We start from the raw sequence: 20,657 nt of genomic DNA on the forward strand, positions 1-20,657 counted from the left end.
GCCCCTTCAGGGGCGAAGTCCGTAATTGCCCCTTCTAGGGGATGTGCAAACCACCAGTTCTACTGGTGGTTTTGATTGGACGAACCAGATTTGAAAATCTATTTGGATTTTTGTCCGGCGTTTATGGTCACAACGAACAAGTGCTCCAGATCAGGCGGCAAAGACGCCTGAAAATTTCAAAAGGCATTTTTTGTGAATGGAATCCGCGTTTGGAATCGTATTAGGAATAGTTCGGTTGAATACTATCGAAAGAGGCGGATTTTTAATGGTAATCAGTCAGGTAATGGCATGGATTTCTCTTTTTTTCTGTGCTGTAACGGTAATTTGCATTGTAATAGGACTGGGGAAATGTTCTCGATCTGACCATTTTCCCCGCAGATTTTTCATTCCGCTGGGACTGCTGTTGCTGACGGCAGGAGCGCACGGAGTCCTTGCCGGGAATCCCGCCGACGCGACCCTGGAAACAGCGGAGCCTGCAGCTGTGCTTTTTACTTTCAACTGGGGGACGATCAGCTTCCTTTTCCTTCTTTTGCTGGGCGCGGTTTGCCTTTTGTGCAATCAGATACCAAAGGGAAGAAAACTGATTTTCGGAGGGGGCTTGGCTTTAGTATCGGTCTTTCTGTGTCTTCACCTGGCGCAGGTAGGGCTCCATCTGCCGGAAAGGTTTTTTGAAACGACCGCCCCGGAGGAGTCCCCGTCATCTACATTGAGTTCAGAGAGTCTCCTTTCCAGCAGCGGGGAGGAAGAAAAGCTATCTTCCTCTTCCTACATAGCTATTCCTGAGAAGGAGGACGCGTCTTCTTTGGCAAAAAGCGAGGCAGAAACACAAAGCTCCGAGATATTGCCAGGCACGCCTGTGGAACAGGGAATGAAGGACGGGGTATATGAAGGCAGCGGAGAAGGAAGGAATGGAGCTATTTCCGTGCGTGTTACCGTGGCAGAAGGGCGGATCACGGCAGTAGAGGTTATCGATCAAAACGAAACGCCGCGATTCTTCTCTCAGGCGGAATCTATTATCAGTTCCATTCTATCTTCTCAGACTCCAGAGGTTGAGGTAGTCGCCGGGGCAACTTTATCCTCAGAAGGGATCAAAGCCGCCGTGGCAGATGCGCTGAAGGACGCGTAAATATCAGGCTTCACAAAACAAGGCAGTGCCTAACGCCCTTGAGACAATAGACCAAGGGGGCGGCACTGCTTTTTTGCGGCGTTCCCTGCCAAAGACATAGAGATGCAGGAAAGGCTTAATCCTGATGGGGCGGCAGGGGCGGCTCGTGTTTCACGATTTCCGGCTTGCCCACGTATTCCATATGGGGATAGATGATCTCCAAAAATTCGTCGGGGAAATAAGTGTCAAAGAAGGTCTGCACCGCGTTGGTGGCAGGGATATCGTTGATCCTTTCGGACTGCCGGTAGACCGCCCCGGCGGAAAGCGCCATGTCGACCGCCATAAAAATGGAAACGCCGACGGTCAGCGGCTTGCCCACCTTTTTCGGTATCTTTTGAATGGAGCGGGACAGCACGGGGTACAGGTCCTTTACCCAGATCAGCCCCAGAATGCCCCAGAAGAAGGAATAGAGCAGGTTGGTCCTGCCGCTGATATTCAAAGGGGAATCGCTGTATTCCCAGGAGACCGTGCCGAACACCGCCTGCTGGAAAAAGCTGCACAGATACTCAAAGCCGCCGCCGATCACCATGCTGGCAATGAAGATCAGGGAATCCTTCTGGTTGTACATTTTGTACAGCAGCAGCGTAATGGCTACCGCCCCAAAGCCATACACCAGAATGAAGGGTCCGGCCACTACGCTGACCCGCACCTCGAAGTGATGGGAAACGATCAGGGCGTAGATAGTCTCCAGAACAAAGCCCACCACGTTGCCCAGCATGAAGATCCAGAACAGCTTGGAGTAGCACAGCCCAAAGGCAAAGGGCGCTTCCGCCCCCTCCGGCAGCTTTTCCTCATAGGCGGCAATAGCGGATTCGTTTCGGCGGCGCAGCGCTTCCGAGGAGCGGCGGCGAATGACGTTCACGTTCTGCCGAAGCTCCTCCAGCTGCTCGTTATGCTTTAAGGAGCGCAGGTCCGGGAACGCCTTGAGCAGACGGCGGTGAAGGGGATTTGCACGGAGGTTTTCCTCGTACTTTGCCTTGAGGCGGGCAGCTTCCTTCTGCCAGTCCTTTTCCAGCACCAGCTTCTTTTCGTCCAGCGCCTGCTTTGTCCCTTCCAAAATAGTGGCTCCGGCGTACAGGCTTTCTCCCAGCTTATCCGACCCCGCTTTCAGCTTGCTGGAAACGTACTCCAGATTTTTCAGCTTCCTGTTCAGACCGATGATGGATACCACGGTGACGGCAAAGTCCGCCAGCGCAAGGCTCAGAAGGACGGTCAAAATGACCCAGCCCACTGTACGGGGGATCAGGGAAACCAGATAGCGGGAGAAAGGCATTACAAAGCCCACCACCGCCGTCCCGGCAAATGCCCAGAGAATGGAGAATTTCAGGCAGATGTAACCGTTCAGGTTGTGGGGCTCGTTGGAATAGTCCCACCATTTCTGGTGGAAGACCTTTTCCAGCAGGAAGCCTGCGACCCATTCCAGCGCCGAGCCCACTACCATGCTGCCCACAAGCAGTACGGGAATGCTGTGGCTCACCGGGCGCAGGCAGAAATCGATCAGCACCACGCCGAAGCCGTAAATGGGGCACAGGGGACCATTCAGAAAGCCCCGGTTGACAAAGCGTTTTTCCACAAAAGCGGCGAAGACCACCTCGCTGCACCAGCCGAGAAACGCGTAAATAAAGAAACACCACAAATAAGTATACATGAACCCATTTTGCCGGAAGACCCGGCTCCCCTTCCTCTTACCAGAACTTACCGCCCTCGTGTAAGAAATATGATATCAAAGTGCATTGTAGCAAATAAAAAGCGGTGTGTAAAGCGGTTTTCAGAATTTCCGCAGGACCTCCGGCAGAGCTGCCAGCAGGTCCGTAGGCAGCATGGAACGCTGCCCCAGCCGCCGGGCGCACAGGTCGCCTGCAAGCCCGTGGAGGTAGACGCCTGTCACCGCGGCCTCAAAGGGGAGAATCCCCTGTGCCGCCAAAGAAGCGATCATGCCCGCCAGCACATCGCCGCTGCCGCCTTTTGCCATGCCCGCGTTCCCCGTGGGGTTCACGGCGCATCTGCCGTCCGGGGAAGCGATGACCGTTGCCGCGCCCTTCAGCGCCACCACCGCCCCGGTCTCCCGGGCTTTCTCCCGGGCGGCGCCCAGCCTGTCCGCCTGGATCTCAGGAACGGCGTCGCCGCAGAGCCGCGCCATTTCGCCCGGGTGAGGGGTCAAGATCAGCGGCGCTTCCACGTCTTCCAGAATACCCGGACGGCGGGCGGCAAAGTTCAGGGCATCTGCGTCTGCCACCAGCGGTACGGTGCAGTGGGAAAAGATGATCGGACACACCAGCTCCGCCCGTTCTCCCAGCCCACACCCCACAAGGCAGGCGGAAGCCCCCTCGATCGCACGGTTCAGGCGCTCCGTGCTTTCCGCTCGGCGGTTCTCCCAGTCCAAAACGGTGAATACTGCTTCCGGCACCGCCTGGGCAAGAATGGGGTACAGGCTCTTTTCCACGGCAATGTGCAATAGCCCCACGCCGCAGCGCAAAGCGGCTTTTGCCGCCATGATACATGCCCCTGCCATGCCGTAGCTGCCGCAGACCAGCAGCAGCCTGCCCAGTGCCCCCTTGTTGCTTTGGGGGTCAAGGGGGCGGAGCTGGGCGCGGGGGAAATCGTCGTCCGTCTCGAAAAAGCGGGTCTCCGCCGCTTCCAGCAGCACCGGGGAGACCCCCACCTGCCGGATCACGGTCTCTCCGCAGTATTCCCTGGCGGGATAGGAGCAGTTGGCAGGCTTTTTCCCGGTAAAGGTCACGGTCACGTCCGCCCGGAAAGCGCCCGCCGCCACCTGCCCGGTATCACACATCGCTCCGCTGGGCAGGTCGGCGGAAATGCGCAGGCAGTCCCGGCGGTTCGCCGCTTCCAGAAGGTCCAGCCCGTCCCCGGAAAATTCTCCCCGGAAGCTAAACCCGAATACGCAGTCCAGGATCACGTCCGCTTTTTCCAGCGCCGACAGCGCTTCCTCCCGGTTTTCCTGCACGGAAAGCACTGCCACATTCTCCGGCATGGCGCGAAAGGCAGCGGCGGCAAGAGGTGTTTTCGGCTCCCCCTGCAGCAACAGCACGGTGCAGCGGAACCCCCGCTCCGACAGGTGGCGGGCGCAGACAAAGCCGTCCCCGCCGTTATTGCCCCTGCCGCAGAGCAGGACCGCGCGCTTCCCGGCGGCGGGGCGGCAGCGGCTTTCCGTTTCCTGCGCCAGCGCTGCGCCGGCGTTCTCCATCAGCGTTTGCAGCGGCGTGCCGGAGCGCTCCGCCATGCCTTCCAGCCGCTGCATTTCTTCCCTGCAAAACAGTTTCACAGCGATGTTCCCTCCCTCTTTTTGAGACAAAGGTCAAAAATTTTTTCAGCCTTTTTCCCCGGCAGCCTTGACAAGATAAAATCTTCCTAGTAGAATAATACCAGCAAATAGTCTTCGGGGCAAGGTGAAATTCCTGACCGGCAGTGAAAGTCTGCGAGCGGCGGTGCTTCCGCCGTTGAATCGGTGCAATTCCGATACCGACGGTACAGTCCGGATGGAAGAAGATGAAACAGGGCGATCCGCGTAGTTTTGCGGGTCCCCGGCTTCGTTCCCGGAGGGCGTCTGGCGCCTCCGGCTTTTTGTTTTCCCGAACCTTTTGCAGCAGAATAAAATTTTCCAAAGGGAAAGGAAATGATGTGATGCAAAAGAAATTCAACGCAAGAAAGCTGGCTGTGACGGCCGTCATGGGAGCGGTGGCGGCGGTGCTGATGTTTTTAAGCTTCAGCGTACCTGTGATCCCCTCCTTCATCAAGCTGGATTTTTCCGAGCTGCCCGCGTTGATCGCGGCGTTCAGCATGGGACCTCTTTCCGGCGCGGCGGTGTGCTTTGTGAAGAACCTGGTGAACGTGCTGTTTACCAGCACCGCCGGGGCAGGGGAGCTGTGCAACTTCCTGATGGGCGTCACCTTCGTGGTGCCCGCGGGTCTGATCTACAAGAAGCAGAAGAACCTGAAGGGCGCTGTGATAGGTTCCCTGGTGGGCGCGGCGGTGATGGCTGTGTGCAGCCTGCCCATCAATTATTTCATCAGCTATCCCGCCTATTCCCTGTTCTACGGGCTGACCACGGACATCATTCTGGGAATGTACCGGGCGATAAACCCCAATGTGGGGAGCCTGTTTGACGCGCTGCTGTGGTTCAACGCGCCCTTCACCTTTGTCAAGGGGCTGTGCGATGTGGTCCTGACGTTCCTTGTCTACAAGCGCCTGTCCCCCGTCATCAAAAAGCTGGCGAATATCTGAGCCGGAAAGACTTCCGGCAGCGCTCAAAAAAACTGCTTGACATTTCGGGCGGGGCATTGTATAATCTTTCACGGTAAAACAAAGCGGAGAAAGTTCCGGGCTTCAAAATGCTTTAGGTTTTGAGAAGAAAGCCTAAGGCTGCACAGTCTCAGGCTTTCTTTCACCCGTGCGGTTCTGTCCGGCACAGGTCAATATCGAAACGGAAAGTATGCGGCTTCGGCAGGGCGTTTATGGCGTTCTGGGCGGGGTGCGGTGCTTTCGGTTGCGGGATTGATTGCGGACAGGATTTCCTGTCCGCTTTTTTGCGGCGTTTTTCGGGTACGCTTTGAAACACAGTTTGAGGAATCTTGATGGAGGTGCTTACCAATCGGCAACAAAGAACTGCAAATCAACGAACAAATCCGTGACAAAGAGCTTCGCGTAGTGGACACCGACGGCTCCCAGCTGGGCATCATGCCCCTGAAGCAGGCGTTGGAGCTGGCGGAGCAGCGGAATCTCGATCTGGTGAAGATCGCGCCCCAGGCAAAGCCGCCGGTGTGTAAGATCATCGACTACGGCAAGTTCCGGTTCGAGCAATCGAAGAGGGAAAAGGAGCAGCGGAAGAACCAGAGAGTCGTTGAAATCAAGGAAGTACGTCTTTCTCTCAACATCGACACCCATGATTTTGAGACAAAGAGAAACCATGCTGCCCGCTTTATTTCCGAAGGGAATAAGGTAAAGGCTTCCATCCGTTTCCGCGGAAGGGAAATGGGGCACCCCGAATTGGGACAGGAGATCATGCAGCGGTTCGCCGACGCGATGTCCGAAGTCGCCAATGTGGAGAAAGCCCCTAAGCTGGAGGGCAGGACAATGCTGATGTTCCTTGCACCCAAGCCCGTCAAATAATGTAAAATTTTTAAGGAGGACTGTAAAATGCCGAAGCTTAAAACACACAGCGGCGCCAAGAAGCGCTTCAAGTTGTCCAAGAATGGAAAAGTGATCCGTGGTCATGCCTATATGAGCCATCTGTGCAACGGTCACGGCAAGACCCCCAAGACCAAGCGTCACGCCCGGGGCACTGTGGTGGCGGATAAGACCAACACCGCCGCCGTCAAGCGGATGCTGCCCTATAAATAAACCGTAAGGGACGTTTCAAAATTTCATTTTTCGACAATCAGAAAGGATTGAGTATACATGGCCAGAGTTAAGGGCGCTATGATGACGCGCAAAAGAAGAAAGAAAGTATTGAAGCTTGCCAAGGGCTATTGGGGTTCCAAGAGCCGCCATTTCAAAATGGCGAAACAGGCTGTTATGAAGTCCGGCAACTATGCCTATATCGGCCGCAAGCAGCGCAAGCGGGACTTCCGCCGCCTGTGGATCACCAGGATTTCCGCAGCCTGCCGCATGAACGACATCAATTATTCCACCTTTATGAACGGTTTGAAGAAAGCCGGCGTGACCCTGAACCGGAAAATGCTTTCCGAAATCGCCATCGCCGACCCTGCCGGTTTCACCGCATTGGTGGAAAAGGCAAAGGCAGCCCTCTAATAAGCTGTTATTGCGCCTGAGGCATTCCGCCTTGGGCGTTTCCGTTTTTTTGGATTTTCCCGGGAAGGAGTGAGAAGCGCATGGCGGGAAACCGTATTACCAGCCGGCAGAACCCTGTTATTCGCCGGGCGGCGGCGCTGTCCCGCAGCGGGGAGGAGCGCCGGGCGCAGGGGAAATTTCTCTGCGAGGGCGCCCGCCTGTGCCGGGACGCCGTACTGTCGGGGCTTTCGGTGGAGACCTGCTTTTACACCGCTCCGGCGGCGCAAAAATACGGGGATTATCTTGCCCCGCTTCTCACCGCCTGCGGGGAAAGCTATGAGATCGAGGACCACGTGGCGGCGCTGCTGTCCTCTACCAAAGCCCCGCAGGGGGTGTTCTGCGTCTGCCAGGTTCCCGATACGCTGGGACAGGCTTTTTCCAAAGCCGAGCCGACCCTGCCCAGCCTGCTGGTATTGGAAAATTTGCAGGACCCCGGCAATCTGGGCACGGTGCTGCGCACAGCGGAAGCACTGGGCGTGGAAGAGGTCGTCCTGCTGGGCGAGTGCTGTGACCCGTTGTCTCCCAAAGTGCTGCGGGCGTCCATGGGCGCGGTGTTCCGGGTCGGATTATGCCTGGAAAGAGAGCCTGAAAAATTATGTAAACTGCTAAAGGATCACAGCTATACTCTCCATGCCGCTGTGCCGGACCGGGGAGCGGTGCAGATCACCGCGGTGGATTTTACCGCCGGGAAGCATGCCGTGTTCATCGGCAATGAAGGCAACGGGCTGACGGAGGGAACCATCGCCCTCTGCCACGACAGCGTGACGATCCCCATGGGGGGCAGGGCGGAGTCGCTGAACGCGTCTGCCGCCGCCACTATTTTGCTGTGGGAAATGCGGCGGGGTATGCCGCGGAAGGGAGAGCGCCATGGATAATCGTGCCTATTGGATCTGGATACAGCAGGCGTTCCTGCCCGGCAGCCGAAAGCCCATGAAGATATTCTCCCAGTACAGGGGCGGGGTGTGGGAATTTTGCGAGGGCGGAGCCAAGCTGTGGAACACCCGGCGGGACCTGACCGACCGGGAAACGGCGGCGCTGCGGGATTTCAGCCTTTCCCAGGCGGAAGCAAGGCTGGAATACGCGGAGAAGGTGGGCTGGCAGGTGCTGACGCCGGAGTGTGAGAAATATCCCGAGCTGCTGAGGAATATTTCTGATCCTCCTGCGGTACTGTATCTAAAGGGTACCATGCCCGATCTGGACCAAACTCTGTCCATCGGCGTTGCCGGGGCAAGGAAAGCCACGGAAGCTTCTCTGGACGCCGCCAGAAAATTTGGTTACCAGCTGGCTGCCGGAAACGCCTGTGTGGTATCCGGCGGGGCAAAGGGCGTGGATTCCGCAGCCCTCACCGGGGCGATGGGCATTCCCGGCTCCAAGCTGATCAGCGTGCTTCCCGTTTCGCTGGACAGCAGCTATGTGATGGAAAACGCCAGATTGCGCAAAATGATCTGCGCCCATGGAGGTGCCCTGCTGACGGAGTATTTTTCTCTCAGCCGCCCGGAGCTTGGCACCTTTCAGGTGAGGAACCGCCTGATCACAGGCTTGAGCCGGGGTGTGCTGCTGATCCAGGCGGCGCGGAAAAGCGGCACCATGATCTATGCGTCCCACGCGCTGGACCAGAACCGGGACGTGTTCGTTTATCCCGGACCGGCAGGAGCGGAGGAATTTTCCGGCAGCCGGGCGCTGCTGGAGGACGGCGCCAGAGCCGTGACCTGTGGCGAAGATATCCTGGCGGACTACAGTGGGAATTTTGACGCGTCGTCTTTCCCGCCTATCTACGACCTGTTTGAAGACCTGCCCCTGCCCGCCCAGGAAAAGGGCGAGCCTGTTCCCGCGCTGGCGGACGCGGCGGCGCAGCTTTCGCCCCAGGCAAAGCAGGTCTTGGACGCTTTGGGGCATGAGCCGCTGTCCGTGGCTCAGCTGGAGGAAAAGACAGGGCTGCCCGCCTCTGCCCTGCTGGGAGTGCTGACCGAACTGGAGCTGGACGGCTTTGCCGAATCTCTCCCCGGCAAGCGCTACACCAGAGGTTTCTAAAAATAATTCCGGGAAAGAATTATAATTTCTGCGAAGTATTGTAAGATTAACCCGTTTCCGGTTTTTTCCCAACCGGGGACAAAGCAAGCTTCGCAAAGAGAAAGGAAGGCTTTGAAAATGTCAAAACTAGTGATCGTGGAATCACCTTCCAAAGCAAAAACCATTCAAAAATATTTGGGGAACGGTTACGAAGTCATCGCTTCCATGGGTCATGTGAGGGATCTTCCCAAAGCACGGCTCAGCGTGGACGTAAAGGATAATTTTACGCCGAAATACAGCGTGGTCAAGGGAAAGGAAAAGCTGGTCAAGGAGCTGAAGGAAGCGGCTGCCAATTCAGACGGCGTACTGCTTGCCACCGACCCTGACCGCGAGGGGGAAGCCATTTCCTGGCACCTGGCATACCTGCTGGGGCTGGACGAAAACGCGCAGGACAGAGTGACCTTTAACGAGATCACCCGCACCGGCGTGGAGGAAGGCATGGCGCACCCCAGAGCCATTGATCTGGACCTGGTCAACGCCCAGCAGGCGCGGCGTATCCTGGACCGCCTGGTGGGGTACACCTTAAGCCCTTTCCTTGCAAAGACCATTCGCCGGGGCTTATCCGCGGGACGTGTGCAGTCTGTGGCGGTCCGCATGGTGGTGGACAGGGAAGAGGAGATCAGAAGCTTTGTGCCCGAGGAATATTGGAGCATTGACGCCAAGCTCACCGCGCCGCCGTCCAAGGCTGTGTTTGCGGCTGCCTTTTACGGCGACGAAAACGGGGAGATCAAGATTTCCTCCCAGAAGGAATCCGATCAGCTTTTTGCAGAGCTGGAGCAGGAAGAATTCCTGGTCGGTTCCGTGAAAAAAGGAAAAAAGAACCGTTCGCCCGCCCCGCCCTTCATCACTTCCACCCTGCAGCAGGAGGCTTCCCGGAAGCTGGGCTTCCAGGCGCGGCGCACGATGAAAGCCGCCCAGGAGCTGTACGAGGGCGTAGAGGTGCGCGGGCAGGGCTCTATGGGTCTTATCACTTACATGAGGACCGACTCTCTGCGTATTTCCGAGGACGCGATCAAGGACGCCGCCGCCTACATCAAGGAGCGATGGGGAGAGAAATATCTGCCCAGCCAGCCCCGGCATTTTAAGTCCCGCGCCAATGCGCAGGACGGGCACGAAGCCATTCGCCCCGCCTCTGTTGCCATCACTCCCGACATGGTGAAGGATTCCCTGACCGGGGACCAGTACAAGCTGTATAAGCTTATTTGGGAGCGCTTTATCGCCTGCCAGATGGCAAACTGCGTGCTGAATACCACCCAGGCGACCATTACCGCCGGAAAGTATATCTTTAAGGCTTCCGGCTTCAATGTGGCGTTCGAGGGCTTTACCGCCCTGTATGAGGAAAGTAAGGACGAGGAGGAAAAGGCGGGGAAAGACCTGCCCGTCCTGAAGGAGGGCATGGCGCTGAAGGTCAAGGACCTGAAAGGCAACCAGCACTTCACCCAGCCGCCGCCACGGTACACCGAGGCTTCCCTTATCAAGACGCTGGAGGAAAACGGCATCGGTCGCCCCTCCACCTATGCCGCCACCATCTCCACCATCACCGGCAGGGAATACGTGGCGCGGGAGGGAAAAGCCTTCAAGCCCACCGAGCTGGGCGAGGTCATCACCAAGCTGATGAAGGAGCGCTTTCCCGATATCGTCAACGTGAAATTCACCGCCAAGGTGGAAGACGAGCTGGACGCCGTGCAGCGGGGCGACGAGGAATGGGTGGACACCCTGAGCCGCTTCTACGAGGGCTTTGACAAAAGCGTCCAGAAAGCCAAGAAGGAAATGGACGGCGTGAAGATACACCTGAAAGAGGACGAGACCGACGAGGTCTGCGAGAAATGCGGCAGACCCATGGTCATCAAGGTGGGCAGATACGGCAAGTTCATGGCGTGCTCCGGCTACCCGGAATGCAAGAACGTGAAGAAGATCATCAACGACACCGGCGCGGAATGTCCCAAGTGCGGCGGGAAGATCATTCAGAGAAAATCCAAGCGCGGCAGGGTGTTCTACGGCTGCAGCGAATACCCCAAATGCGATTTTGTTTCCTGGGACCCGCCCTCCAAGGAAAAGTGCCCCGTCTGCGGCAAGACCCTGCTGCAAAAGAAAAATAAGGAGCATACGCTGTACTGCGTCACCGAGGGCTGCACCTTTGCCGGGAAACCGGCGGAAGAAGAATGAGGGAATGCAGACCGGCTGCGCCGGCGGCACCGCAGAGCTGACGGGCAGGAAGAAAGCAATCAATGATAGTTTGCACGCATGAAATGAGCAATGAGAAATGAGCAACGAGCAATTATTCACTCCTGATGGGAAAACCGCAGGCCGCTTGCGGCTTTCCAGGCGGGATTGCAAAGGGGCGCAGCCCCTTTGCAAGAAAAAAGAAAGCTTGCGCAATAGAGCACCGGAGGTAGGCTGACACTGAAATGCGCAACGGGTATCCCTGGCGAAAAGACTTACTTGCCCGCGGGGGCGCCCCGCTAAACTATCATTTATCTACACAGTTTTCGGTCGGGAGACGCGCTTGAAAACAGTATTTTCTATCTTCCCGATTTGCCCGCGGGGGCGCCCCGCATTTATTTTTTCTCAAACCGCGAAGCAACTGAAATCAGGGGGTGACAGCCATGGAGAAAGTCACGGTCGTCGGCGCGGGTCTGGCAGGCTGCGAGGCGGCGTGGCAGATCGCGGAGCAGGGCGTTCCTGTGGTTTTGTATGAGATGAAGCCGCAGAAATTTTCCCCTGCCCACAAAAGCGCCGGGTTTGCCGAGCTGATCTGCTCCAATTCCCTGAAGGCGGCCCGGGTCGACAGCGCTGCCGGGCTTTTGAAGGAGGAAATGCGGCGCATGGGCTCCCTGCTGACGGAATGCGCCCAAAGGACAAGCGTTCCTGCCGGGGGCGCGCTGGCAGTGGATCGGGACGAGTTTTCCCGATTGGCAACGGAGCGGCTGGAGCACCACCCGCTGATCGAGATTCGCCGGGAGGAGCTTACCGAGCTGCCGGGCGAGAACGAGGGTATCACGGTGGTCGCCACAGGTCCCCTGACCTCTGAGCCGCTGTCGGAGAGTATCCGAAAGCTGTGCGAACAGACCTGCGGAGACGCCGCCGCGTTGAGCTTTTTTGACGCCGCCGCGCCTATTGTGTCCCGAGAAAGCCTGGACATGGAAAAATGCTTTTTTGCTTCCCGGTACGACAAGGGGGACAGCGACTACATCAACTGCCCCATGAACCGGGAAGAGTACGACCGCTTTGTAGAGGAGCTGGTGTCCGCCCAGCGCGCCCCGGTGCACAGCTTTGACGTGGCGTCTCCCAAGGTGTATGAGGGCTGTATGCCCATTGAGGTGCTGGCTTCCCGGGGGCACGACGCCATTCGGTTCGGTCCCATGAAGCCTGTGGGGCTTGTCGATCCCCGCACGGGTCACCGTCCCTGGGCGGTGCTGCAATTGCGGACGGAGAATAGGGAAAACACCCTGTACAATCTGGTGGGCTTCCAGACCAATTTGAAGTTTGGCGAGCAGAAGCGGGTCTTTGGCATGGTGCCGGGGCTGGAACATGCGGAATTTGTCCGCTACGGGATCATGCACCGCAACACGTTTTTGAACTCCCCCAAGGTGCTGCATGCGGATTTTTCCTTCCGGCAGCGGAGGAACCTGTTCTTTGCCGGGCAGATCACCGGGGTGGAGGGATATATGGAGTCCGCCGCTTCCGGCATTCTGGCAGGGAAAAACGCCCTCCGGCGGCTGCGGGGAGAAGAACCGCTTATTTTGCCGGAAACCACCATGACGGGGGCGCTGAGCCACTATATCGCGGAATATTCCGGCAGGGATTTTCAGCCCATGGGGGCAAATTTCGGCGTACTGCCGCCGCTGCCGGAAAAGATCCGGGACAAGCGGGAACGGTACATGGCGCTGTCTCAGCGGGCGCTGCAGGCGCTGGGGACCGCGCTGGATTTTTAGAATATCGGGAGGAAACCAAATGAAGATCATTGTAGATGCTTTTGGCGGCGACAATGCCCCTGGGGAGATCCTGCTGGGCTGTGCCCAGGCAATGGACGAGCTGGGCATTGACATTGCGCTGATCGGCGACCGAGCCAGGCTGGAAGCCGCTGCCGGGGAGCTGGGGCTTTCCGACAGGCTTTCCCGCATGGAGATCATCGAGTGCGGCGATGTGCTCACCATGGAGGACGACCCCATGAGCGTCATCAAAGAAAAGACCGACAGCTCCATGGCAGTGGGGCTGCGGGCTTTGGCAGAGGGCAGGGGCGACGCCTTTGCCAGCGCCGGGAACAGCGGCGCTCTGGTGGTGGGAGCGACCACCATCGTCAAGCGCATCCGCGGTGTAAAGCGTGTTTCCTTTGCACCTATCCTGCCCAAGAAAAAGGGCTTCTTTATGCTGAACGACGGCGGCGCCAATGTGGACTGCCGCCCGGAAATGCTGCTACAATTCGGCTTGATGGGCTCGGAGTATATGAAAAAGGTCATGGGCGTGGAGAACCCCAGAGTGGGGCTTGCCAACGTGGGCACCGAGCCCCATAAGGGCGACGATCTCCGCCGGGACGCTTACGCGCTGCTTTCCCAGTTCCCCGGGATCAATTTTGTGGGGAATGTGGAGCCAAGGGATATCCCCGACGACGCCTGCGAGGTGGTGGTCACCGACGGCTTCACCGGGAACATGCTGCTGAAAATGTACGAGGGCGTTGCGCTGACCGTCATGGGGCTGGTGAAGGACGTGTTCCAGAAGAGCGTGAAGAACAAGCTTGCCGCCGGCATGGTATACGGCGACATGAAAGCCTTGAAAAAGCAGATAGATTATAACGAATACGGCGGCGCTCCCATCATGGGCGCGACAAAGCCCGTGTTCAAGATTCACGGCAGCGCCAAAGCGTCCACCGTGAAAAGCGCCCTGCGCCTGACCCGGGACTACACCCAGTCCGGCTTTACCGATGAGATCGGGCGCATTATAAAGGCGAGGAGCGCGGAATAGGGGCAGGAAAAATTTTGTGGGAAAGGAGCTGTGCCATGCGACCTTTGAAGGAATATGAAAAGCTGATCGGCTATGAGTTCAAGGAAAAGTATCTGCTGGAAACGGCATTGACCCATTCCTCTTACGCCAACGAGAAAAAATGTAAAAGCTATGAACGCCTGGAATTTTTGGGGGATTCGGTGCTGGGCTTTGTCACGGCGGAATATCTGTTTGCCAATTTCCCCAATCTGCCGGAGGGCGAGCTGACCAAGACCCGGGCGGCGCTGGTGTGCGAGCGTTCCCTTTGCAAATTTTCTCAGGAGCTGGAGGTGGGCAGCTTTCTGCGGCTGAGCCATGGGGAGATCAATTCCGGCGGCAGGGAACGCCCCAGCATTCTGGCAGATGTGTTTGAATCCACCACCGCCGCCATTTACCGGGACAGCGGCAGCCTGGACGAAGCAAAGAAATTCATTCTCCGCTTCATCGTCCCGGCGGCGAAATCTCAAAATACCAAGCCCTTTAAGGACTATAAAACCACCCTGCAGGAGATCGTGCAGCAGAACCCGGAGGAGCATTTGGAATACGTGGTCACAGGGGAAAGCGGACCCGACCACAACAAGCATTTTGTGGTGGAGGTCCATCTGAACAGCAACGTGATAGGAAAGGGCGGCGGCAGAAGCAAGAAGGAAGCGGAGCAGCAGGCCGCCAGAGAAGCGTTGGAGCTGATGGGCTATTGAAGCATTCTAACATTGCCTTTTTTGTCCCCCACATCGGCTGCCCAAGGCAGTGCAGCTTCTGCAACCAGCACGCGATCACCGGCGGCGCCGCGCCGCCCACCCCGCAGGACGTGGAAGCGACCTGCCGCAGAGCCGCGGAGCAGCTGGGGGAAAACGTGAAAGAGACCCAGATCGCCTTTTTCGGCGGCAGCTTTACGGCGATCCCCCGGGAATACATGGTTTCCCTGCTGGAAGCGGCACAAAACGCCGTACAAACTTACGGCTTCCAGGGGATACGCTGCTCCACCCGCCCGGACGCCATCGACCGGGAAACCTTGGAACTGCTGCAAGGCTATGGCATGACCGCCATCGAGCTGGGGGCGCAGTCCATGAGCGACAAAGTGCTGGCGTTGAACCGCCGGGGACACACCGCCGCCCAGACCGTACAGGCAGCGGGGCTGATCCAGGACTTCGGCATGGAGATGGGATTACAGATGATGACCGGGCTTTACGGCGACACGGACGACCTTGCCTGCCAAACGGCGGAAAGCATGGTCGCGCTGCGCCCGGATACCGTCAGGATCTACCCCACCGTGGTGCTGCCCCACACCTATCTCGCGGAGCTGTACGGGCAGGGAAAGTACCGCCCCCAAACCGTGGAGGAAGCAGTTTCCCTGTGCGCAAGGCTGCTGCCCCGGTTTGAGACCGCCGGGATCAGGGTGATCCGGGTGGGGCTTCACGCGGAGGAAAGCGTGGGCAGTCAAATGCTTGCCGGGGCATACCACCCGGCGTTCCGGGAGCTGGTGCAGAGCCGCATTTTTCTGGAACGGCTCTTGGAAAAATTGGAACAGACCGGCGCGGGGAGCTATCTCGTCACGGTATGCCCGAGGGACATTTCCGTGGCGGTCGGGAATGGAAAAAGCAATGGAAAGCGCTTGCAAGAGCTGGGGTATCTGGTGACATTCCGGCAGGACGGCAGGCTGGGCAGGAACGAGTTTGTGATTGAAAAGCAATGACAAGGGAACTGAATTTTAGTCAGGGGAAAGCAGGAGAGAGCTTATGATACTGAAATCTTTGGAGCTGCAGGGGTTCAAGACCTTCCCGGATAAGACCACCCTGTCCTTTGAGCAGGGGGTCACCTCGGTAGTGGGACCCAACGGCAGCGGAAAAAGCAATATCAGCGACGCGATCCGCTGGGTGCTGGGGGAGCAGTCCGTCCGGGCGCTGCGGTGCTCTAAAATGGAGGACGTGATCTTTGGCGGCACCCCCCTGCGGAAAGCCATGGGCTATGCGGAGGTCACGCTGTCTATCGACAACACCGACCGCCGGCTGCCCTTTGACGATGATGTTGTGGCGGTGACCCGGCGGTATTACCGTTCAGGGGAAAGCGAATATCTCATCAACAAGGCGACCGTGCGCCTGAAGGATATCAACGAGCTCTTTATGGATACGGGCTTGGGACGGGACGGCTATTCCATGATCGGTCAGGGAAAGATCGACAGCATCGTAGCCGCCCGGTCCGAGGATCGCCGGGAGATTTTTGAGGAAGCGGCAGGGATTTCCCGCTACCGCTACCGCAAGGAGGAATCGGAACGCCGCCTGCAAAAGGCGGAGGAAAACCTGGTGCGCCTGCGGGATATCCTGGGCGAGCTGGAGGAGCGGGTAGAGCCTTTGCGCATTCAGGCGGAAAAGGCGGAAAAATTCATCGCCTACGATGAGGAAAAGAAGGGCCTGGAGATCGGCATTTGGCTGGAAACCCTGTCCCATTCGGAAAAGATCCTCCGGGAGCACGGGGAGAAGATAGACCTGGCAAACGCCCGCCACGGGGAGATCGAAGAGGAACTGGGACAGATCTCCGCCCGGATAGAAGCGAATTTCCGGGAGACCAACGACTGCACCGGGCAGATGGAGCAGGTGCGGACGGAAGCCGCTGCTCTGGACGAACAGGCGGTGCGCACCGAGGGTGAGATCGACCTGCTGAAAAACGACATCGACCACGACCGCCGGGACAAGGAGCGGTTGGAGGAGCAGATCGGTCAGGCAAAGCAGTCCGATGAAGCCATCGACAGGGAAATTGCCGCGAAGCAGGAAGAAATCGCGGAAAAAAGCCGGAGAATTGAGGAAAGCAGAGACAAGCTGGTTTCCTTTACAGATACCTTAGAGCAGCTGCGGCAGGGGGCGGACGAAGCTACCCGGCAGATGGAGCAGGCGGCGGTGGAAGCCGCCCAGCGGAACGCGACCTTGTCCGAGGAACGCATTCGGCTGTCGTCTACCCAGTCTTCCATGGCGGAGATACGCCTGCGGGGCAGCGCGGTGGACGAAAGCGTGCGGCAGGCAAAGGAGCGGGAGACCGCCGCTCAAAAAACAGGGGAAGAGCTGGCACAGATGGTCGCCGATACGGAAGCTGCCATCTCTGCCGGGGAAAATACGGTAAAGGGCTATGAACTGCGGCTGGAGACCAGACAGAAGAAAGCGGCGGAAGCCAAGGAGCAGTGGGACAAGCTGACGCTGGACGCCAATGAACAGCTCCGCCGGGCAAGGCTGCTGGAGGATTTGGAGAGGAATTTGGAGGGCTTTGCCCAAAGCGTCAAAGCCGTGATGAAAGAAGCAGGCAGGGGAATGCTGTCCGGCGTGTGCGGTCCTGTTTCCCGGATCTTGCAGGTGCCGGGCGAATACGCCGTGGCGCTGGAAACCGCCCTGGGCGCCGCCATGCAGAATGTGGTGGTGGAAACGGAGCAGGACGCCAAAAACGCCATCAATCTTCTGAAGCAGCGCGACCTGGGGCGGGCGACCTTCCTGCCCCTGACCACCATTCGCGGCAGCGTGCTGGAAAAGCGGGAAATGGAAGAGCTGCCCGGCTTTGTCGGCGTGGCTTCGGAGCTGTGTTCCTGCGAAAAAAAATACGACGGCATTCGGGATTCCCTGCTGGGCAGGGTGGCGGTGGCGGAAGACCTGGACAGCGCCGTTGCCATTGCCAAACGCACCAAATACAAATTCCGGATCGTCAGCCTGGACGGTCAGGTGGTCAATGCCGGCGGTTCTCTGACCGGCGGCTCCCGCGCGAAAAACTCCGGGCTTTTGAGCCGTGCGTCGGAGATACAGCGCATTCGGGAAAAGGCGGCGGCTCTGCAGAAGAAAGCGGAAGAAGCCCAGAATACCTATAAAGAGCGGCAGACCGAGCTTTCCTCCGGGGAAGCGGAGCTGCAAGCCGCCCGGGGCGAGCTTGCGGGCTTGCAGGAGGAACGCATTAAGATCACTGCCGAATGCGCCCAGACCCAGCGGGAGCTGGAAGCTATCCGGCAGGAGGTGCAGAATCTGGAACGGGAAAAAACCGATTCCGCCGGGCGTTTGCAGGAGCTGGAAGCCCAGGAAAAGGACGCCCAGGCGAAAATCGAGGAATTGACCCGCCAGGTGGAGCAGGCGGAGGAAGAAAACAGCAAGCTAGCAGGCAGCCGGGAGGAACAGATGGCGCGGTGTGAAGACATTTCCCACACCATTCAGGAAATACGTTTAAGTGAGTTCTCCGCCCAGAAGGACAAGGAAACGCTGGAAGCTGCCGTGGAGGAACTGAAAGCCAGAAAGCTGGATTCCGCCGGAGCGGCTGAGCGCCTGCGGGAGGAAGCGGCAGCTTTGGAGAGCCGGGCGGCGGAGTTGGCAGCACAGATAGAGACCTGCAAAGAGCGGGCAGCGGAATATCGGAAACAGGCGGAGGAAAAGCGCCAAAGCGTGCAGACCATCGCCGAAAGGCGCACCGCGCTGGAAAAGGAAGCCGGCGACCTGCGGGCAAAGGAGCGGGAGATCAGCCTGGAGCGGGAAAATATCGGGCACGAGCTGGCAAGGCTGCACGAGCGCTCCGACGGTCTCCAAAAGGAATACGATACCATCATCACCCGGCTGTGGGAGGATTACGAGCTGACCCGCCGGGAAGCAGAGGAGATCGGCACGAAGATCGACGACCTGCCTGCCGCCCAGCGCACCCTTGCCGATTTGAAAAACAAGATCCGCGCCCTGGGCGTGGTAAACGTGGGCGCTGTGGTGGAATACAAGGAAGTTTCTGAGCGGTACGAGTTTTTGAACGCGCAGGTGGGCGACGTGGAGAAGTCCAAAGCGGAGCTTTTGGACCTGATAGAAGACCTGACCAGGCACATGAAGGAGCAGTTCACCCTGCGGTTTGCGGAAATCAACAGCCATTTCGGCACGATCTTCCGGGAGCTGTTCGGCGGCGGCGCGGCGGAGCTTTCCTTTACCGACGAGGAGGACGTGCTCCATTCCGGCATTGAGATCAAGGTCCACCCGCCGGGGAAGATCGTCACCCATATCGAGTCCCTTTCCGGCGGCGAAAAGGCGCTGGTGGCCATTTCCATTTACTTTGCCATCATGCGGGTGAATCCCCCGCCCTTCTGTGTGCTGGACGAGATCGAAGCGGCGCTGGACGATGTGAACGTCAACCGCTTTGCCCAATACTTACGCAGGATGAGCGGCAATTCCCAGTTCATTGCTATCACTCACCGCCGGGGCACCATGGAGGGCAGCGATATGCTCTACGGCGTGACCATGCAGGACGAGGGTATTTCCAAGCTGCTGGCGCTGAAAACAGAGGAAGCGGCAGAGTTCTGTACATAGCGGTTTGCCTTCAGATGCCCGCCGTTCTCTGGGAACGGGATATAATTCAAAAAAGCAAATCGGTATTTATGGAGGATATGAGTGAAGTCATTTGATGAACTGATTCTGGTGAATTATTGTTATCCAGATTGTATTCCATTAAAAAATATAATGCGGCTTCCACAAAAAGAAGCATTTGCATTGGCTTCTGCGTTTGCAGGATCACACCCGGAAACTACAGCCTTTTATCGATTTGCAGATTTTGAAAATTATTATGCATTACGAAAAAATCAAGATGAATATTTATATTCACGATTCCTTGAATTAGGCGGTACGCCGGAAGAAAAGCATCCACTCTCTTTTGTAATAGAAGGAAGCGATTATCTTCATGACTGGTTTGGAAAGGGAATAGAGTCCAGATTGCGTTTGCGGGATATCCGACCGTGTCATATCAGTTTCACAATAGGGGACAGCAGGGCTGATTACAAGAAATACGGAAGGATAGAGTTACTGACAATGGAGGATATCAAAGAACAGCTGCTAAAGTATGGTAACGATTTTGACGCTTTTATGAAAGCAATAGGCAGGCATTACATAGAAGCACAGCTTTGGACAGACAAATATATTGCAGAGGAATATTTGATAAAATAGAATTGGATTTTTGATAAAATGGTTGCCTGGGAAAAAGGAGGTCCGCTTTTATGGCGTTTGATTTTAAGAAAGAATACAAAGAGTTCTATTTGCCGAAGAACCGACCGGGAATCGTTACGGTTCCCAGGGCAAATTACATTGCCGTCCGCGGCGAGGGCGACCCCAATCAGGCGGGCGGCGCGTACCAGCAGGCAATCAGTGTTTTGTACGCCGTTGCCTATACGCTGAAGATGAGCTATAGATCCGACTATAAAATCGAGGGCTTTTTTGAATATGTGGTCCCACCGCTGGAGGGCTTTTGGTGGCAGGAAAATACAGTGGGCGCGGACTATGGAAAAAAGAACGGTTTTCACTGGATCTCTGTGATCCGGCTGCCCGATTTTGTAACGGAACGGGATTTCCAGTGGGCGGTGGAGACCGCGGCGAAAAAGAAAAAACTGGACTGCTCGGCGGCTGAATTTTTCACGGTGGAGGAAGGGCTTTGCGTGCAGATGATGCACGAGGGCGCTTTTGACGACGAACCGATGAGCGTTGCGCAGATGGACGCTTATTTGGAAGAGCATGGCTATGAAAACGACTTCGGCGGCGAGCGGCTCCATCATGAAATCTATCTGTCGGACCCGAGAAAAGCGCCGCCGGAGAAATGGAAAACTGTGATCCGCCACCCAATCAGGCGGAGACCGTGAAAGCGCAAAAAGGAGGAA

At 57.3% G+C, this 20,657-nt stretch carries 17 protein-coding genes and 1 riboswitch; of the genes, 15 read left to right on the forward strand and 2 right to left on the reverse strand.

What is annotated here, in order from left to right; genetic code table 11:
* Window positions 1–235: 235 nt before the first annotated feature.
* Window positions 236–1,126 carry an FMN-binding protein gene (locus tag AB8996_RS10620; protein ID WP_369298962.1) on the forward strand — a complete coding sequence of 297 codons (891 nt, stop codon included), beginning with the start codon at window positions 236–238 and terminating at the stop codon, window positions 1,124–1,126.
* 115 nt (window positions 1,127–1,241) lie between these two features.
* Here AB8996_RS10620 and AB8996_RS10625 read toward each other — a convergent pair whose 3' ends face one another.
* Window positions 1,242–2,813, reverse strand: coding sequence for a hypothetical protein (locus AB8996_RS10625; protein ID WP_369298963.1), 1,572 nt, complete (start codon window positions 2,811–2,813; stop codon window positions 1,242–1,244).
* Between the two features lie 120 nt (window positions 2,814–2,933).
* Entirely contained in the window at window positions 2,934–4,448 is a 1,515-nt protein-coding gene (locus tag AB8996_RS10630) for an NAD(P)H-hydrate dehydratase (protein ID WP_369298964.1), read from the reverse strand.
* A gap of 106 nt (window positions 4,449–4,554) precedes the next feature.
* Window positions 4,555–4,678: riboswitch (FMN riboswitch) on the forward strand.
* Window positions 4,679–4,807: 129 nt separating this feature from the next.
* Here AB8996_RS10630 and AB8996_RS10635 point away from each other — a divergent pair.
* From AB8996_RS10635 to AB8996_RS10700, 14 genes are all read left to right on the forward strand, one after another.
* Window positions 4,808–5,407 carry an ECF transporter S component gene (locus AB8996_RS10635; protein ID WP_369298965.1) on the forward strand — a complete coding sequence of 200 codons (600 nt, stop codon included), beginning with the start codon at window positions 4,808–4,810 and terminating at the stop codon, window positions 5,405–5,407.
* Between the two features lie 366 nt (window positions 5,408–5,773).
* Window positions 5,774–6,292 carry a translation initiation factor IF-3 gene (infC, locus tag AB8996_RS10640; RefSeq protein ID WP_369299023.1) on the forward strand — a complete coding sequence of 173 codons (519 nt, stop codon included), beginning with the start codon at window positions 5,774–5,776 and terminating at the stop codon, window positions 6,290–6,292.
* A 27-nt stretch (window positions 6,293–6,319) separates the two neighbouring features.
* Window positions 6,320–6,523 carry a 50S ribosomal protein L35 gene (gene rpmI / locus AB8996_RS10645; protein WP_369298966.1) on the forward strand — a complete coding sequence of 68 codons (204 nt, stop codon included), beginning with the start codon at window positions 6,320–6,322 and terminating at the stop codon, window positions 6,521–6,523.
* A gap of 57 nt (window positions 6,524–6,580) precedes the next feature.
* A complete protein-coding gene (gene rplT, locus AB8996_RS10650) occupies window positions 6,581–6,934 on the forward strand; it encodes a 50S ribosomal protein L20 (protein WP_369298967.1) in 354 nt (117 codons plus the stop codon).
* An 80-nt stretch (window positions 6,935–7,014) separates the two neighbouring features.
* A complete protein-coding gene (locus tag AB8996_RS10655) occupies window positions 7,015–7,848 on the forward strand; it encodes a TrmH family RNA methyltransferase (RefSeq protein WP_369298968.1) in 834 nt (277 codons plus the stop codon).
* Window positions 7,841–9,004 carry a DNA-processing protein DprA gene (gene dprA / locus AB8996_RS10660; RefSeq protein WP_369298969.1) on the forward strand — a complete coding sequence of 388 codons (1,164 nt, stop codon included), beginning with the start codon at window positions 7,841–7,843 and terminating at the stop codon, window positions 9,002–9,004. Before AB8996_RS10655 ends, dprA begins: the two co-directional genes overlap by 8 nt.
* Window positions 9,005–9,121: 117 nt before the next feature.
* Entirely contained in the window at window positions 9,122–11,209 is a 2,088-nt protein-coding gene (topA, locus tag AB8996_RS10665) for a type I DNA topoisomerase (protein WP_369298970.1), read from the forward strand.
* A 440-nt stretch (window positions 11,210–11,649) separates the two neighbouring features.
* Window positions 11,650–12,978, forward strand: a complete 1,329-nt coding sequence (trmFO, locus tag AB8996_RS10670) for a methylenetetrahydrofolate--tRNA-(uracil(54)-C(5))-methyltransferase (FADH(2)-oxidizing) TrmFO (protein WP_369298971.1) — start codon at window positions 11,650–11,652, stop codon at window positions 12,976–12,978.
* A gap of 19 nt (window positions 12,979–12,997) precedes the next feature.
* Complete coding sequence (gene plsX / locus AB8996_RS10675; protein ID WP_369298972.1) at window positions 12,998–14,005, forward strand: phosphate acyltransferase PlsX; 1,008 nt, start codon at window positions 12,998–13,000, stop codon at window positions 14,003–14,005.
* Window positions 14,006–14,040: 35 nt separating this feature from the next.
* Window positions 14,041–14,721 (forward strand): ribonuclease III, encoded by a 681-nt coding sequence (rnc, locus tag AB8996_RS10680; protein ID WP_369298973.1) that lies wholly within the window; start codon window positions 14,041–14,043, stop codon window positions 14,719–14,721.
* Window positions 14,718–15,716: an elongator complex protein 3 gene (locus AB8996_RS10685; RefSeq protein ID WP_369298974.1), complete on the forward strand. Its 999-nt coding sequence runs from the start codon at window positions 14,718–14,720 to the stop codon at window positions 15,714–15,716. Before rnc ends, AB8996_RS10685 begins: the two co-directional genes overlap by 4 nt.
* Window positions 15,717–15,759: 43 nt before the next feature.
* Window positions 15,760–19,323, forward strand: a complete 3,564-nt coding sequence (gene smc, locus AB8996_RS10690; protein WP_369298975.1) for a chromosome segregation protein SMC — start codon at window positions 15,760–15,762, stop codon at window positions 19,321–19,323.
* 81 nt (window positions 19,324–19,404) lie between these two features.
* Entirely contained in the window at window positions 19,405–19,953 is a 549-nt protein-coding gene (locus AB8996_RS10695; RefSeq protein WP_369298976.1) for a hypothetical protein, read from the forward strand.
* A 50-nt stretch (window positions 19,954–20,003) separates the two neighbouring features.
* Entirely contained in the window at window positions 20,004–20,639 is a 636-nt protein-coding gene (locus AB8996_RS10700) for a GyrI-like domain-containing protein (protein ID WP_369298977.1), read from the forward strand.
* The last annotated feature ends 18 nt before the right edge of the window (window positions 20,640–20,657 follow it).

It is taken from the genome of uncultured Neglectibacter sp., from assembly GCA_937958185.1.
GTDB lineage: Bacteria > Bacillota > Clostridia > Oscillospirales > Acutalibacteraceae > Acutalibacter.

What these genes read in the sequence shown, in the direction of transcription:
- AB8996_RS10700 (WP_369298977.1), top strand. Translation starts at nt 20,004, where the DNA reads ATGGCGTTTGATTTTAAGAAAGAATACAAAGAGTTCTATTTGCCGAAG.
- AB8996_RS10635 (WP_369298965.1), top strand. Translation starts at nt 4,808, where the DNA reads ATGCAAAAGAAATTCAACGCAAGAAAGCTGGCTGTGACGGCCGTCATG.
- smc (WP_369298975.1), top strand. Translation starts at nt 15,760, where the DNA reads ATGATACTGAAATCTTTGGAGCTGCAGGGGTTCAAGACCTTCCCGGAT.
- rnc (WP_369298973.1), top strand. Translation starts at nt 14,041, where the DNA reads ATGCGACCTTTGAAGGAATATGAAAAGCTGATCGGCTATGAGTTCAAG.
- AB8996_RS10625 (WP_369298963.1), bottom strand. Translation starts at nt 2,813, where the DNA reads ATGTATACTTATTTGTGGTGTTTCTTTATTTACGCGTTTCTCGGCTGG.
- rpmI (WP_369298966.1), top strand. Translation starts at nt 6,320, where the DNA reads ATGCCGAAGCTTAAAACACACAGCGGCGCCAAGAAGCGCTTCAAGTTG.
- topA (WP_369298970.1), top strand. Translation starts at nt 9,122, where the DNA reads ATGTCAAAACTAGTGATCGTGGAATCACCTTCCAAAGCAAAAACCATT.
- plsX (WP_369298972.1), top strand. Translation starts at nt 12,998, where the DNA reads ATGAAGATCATTGTAGATGCTTTTGGCGGCGACAATGCCCCTGGGGAG.
- trmFO (WP_369298971.1), top strand. Translation starts at nt 11,650, where the DNA reads ATGGAGAAAGTCACGGTCGTCGGCGCGGGTCTGGCAGGCTGCGAGGCG.
- rplT (WP_369298967.1), top strand. Translation starts at nt 6,581, where the DNA reads ATGGCCAGAGTTAAGGGCGCTATGATGACGCGCAAAAGAAGAAAGAAA.
- dprA (WP_369298969.1), top strand. Translation starts at nt 7,841, where the DNA reads ATGGATAATCGTGCCTATTGGATCTGGATACAGCAGGCGTTCCTGCCC.
- AB8996_RS10655 (WP_369298968.1), top strand. Translation starts at nt 7,015, where the DNA reads ATGGCGGGAAACCGTATTACCAGCCGGCAGAACCCTGTTATTCGCCGG.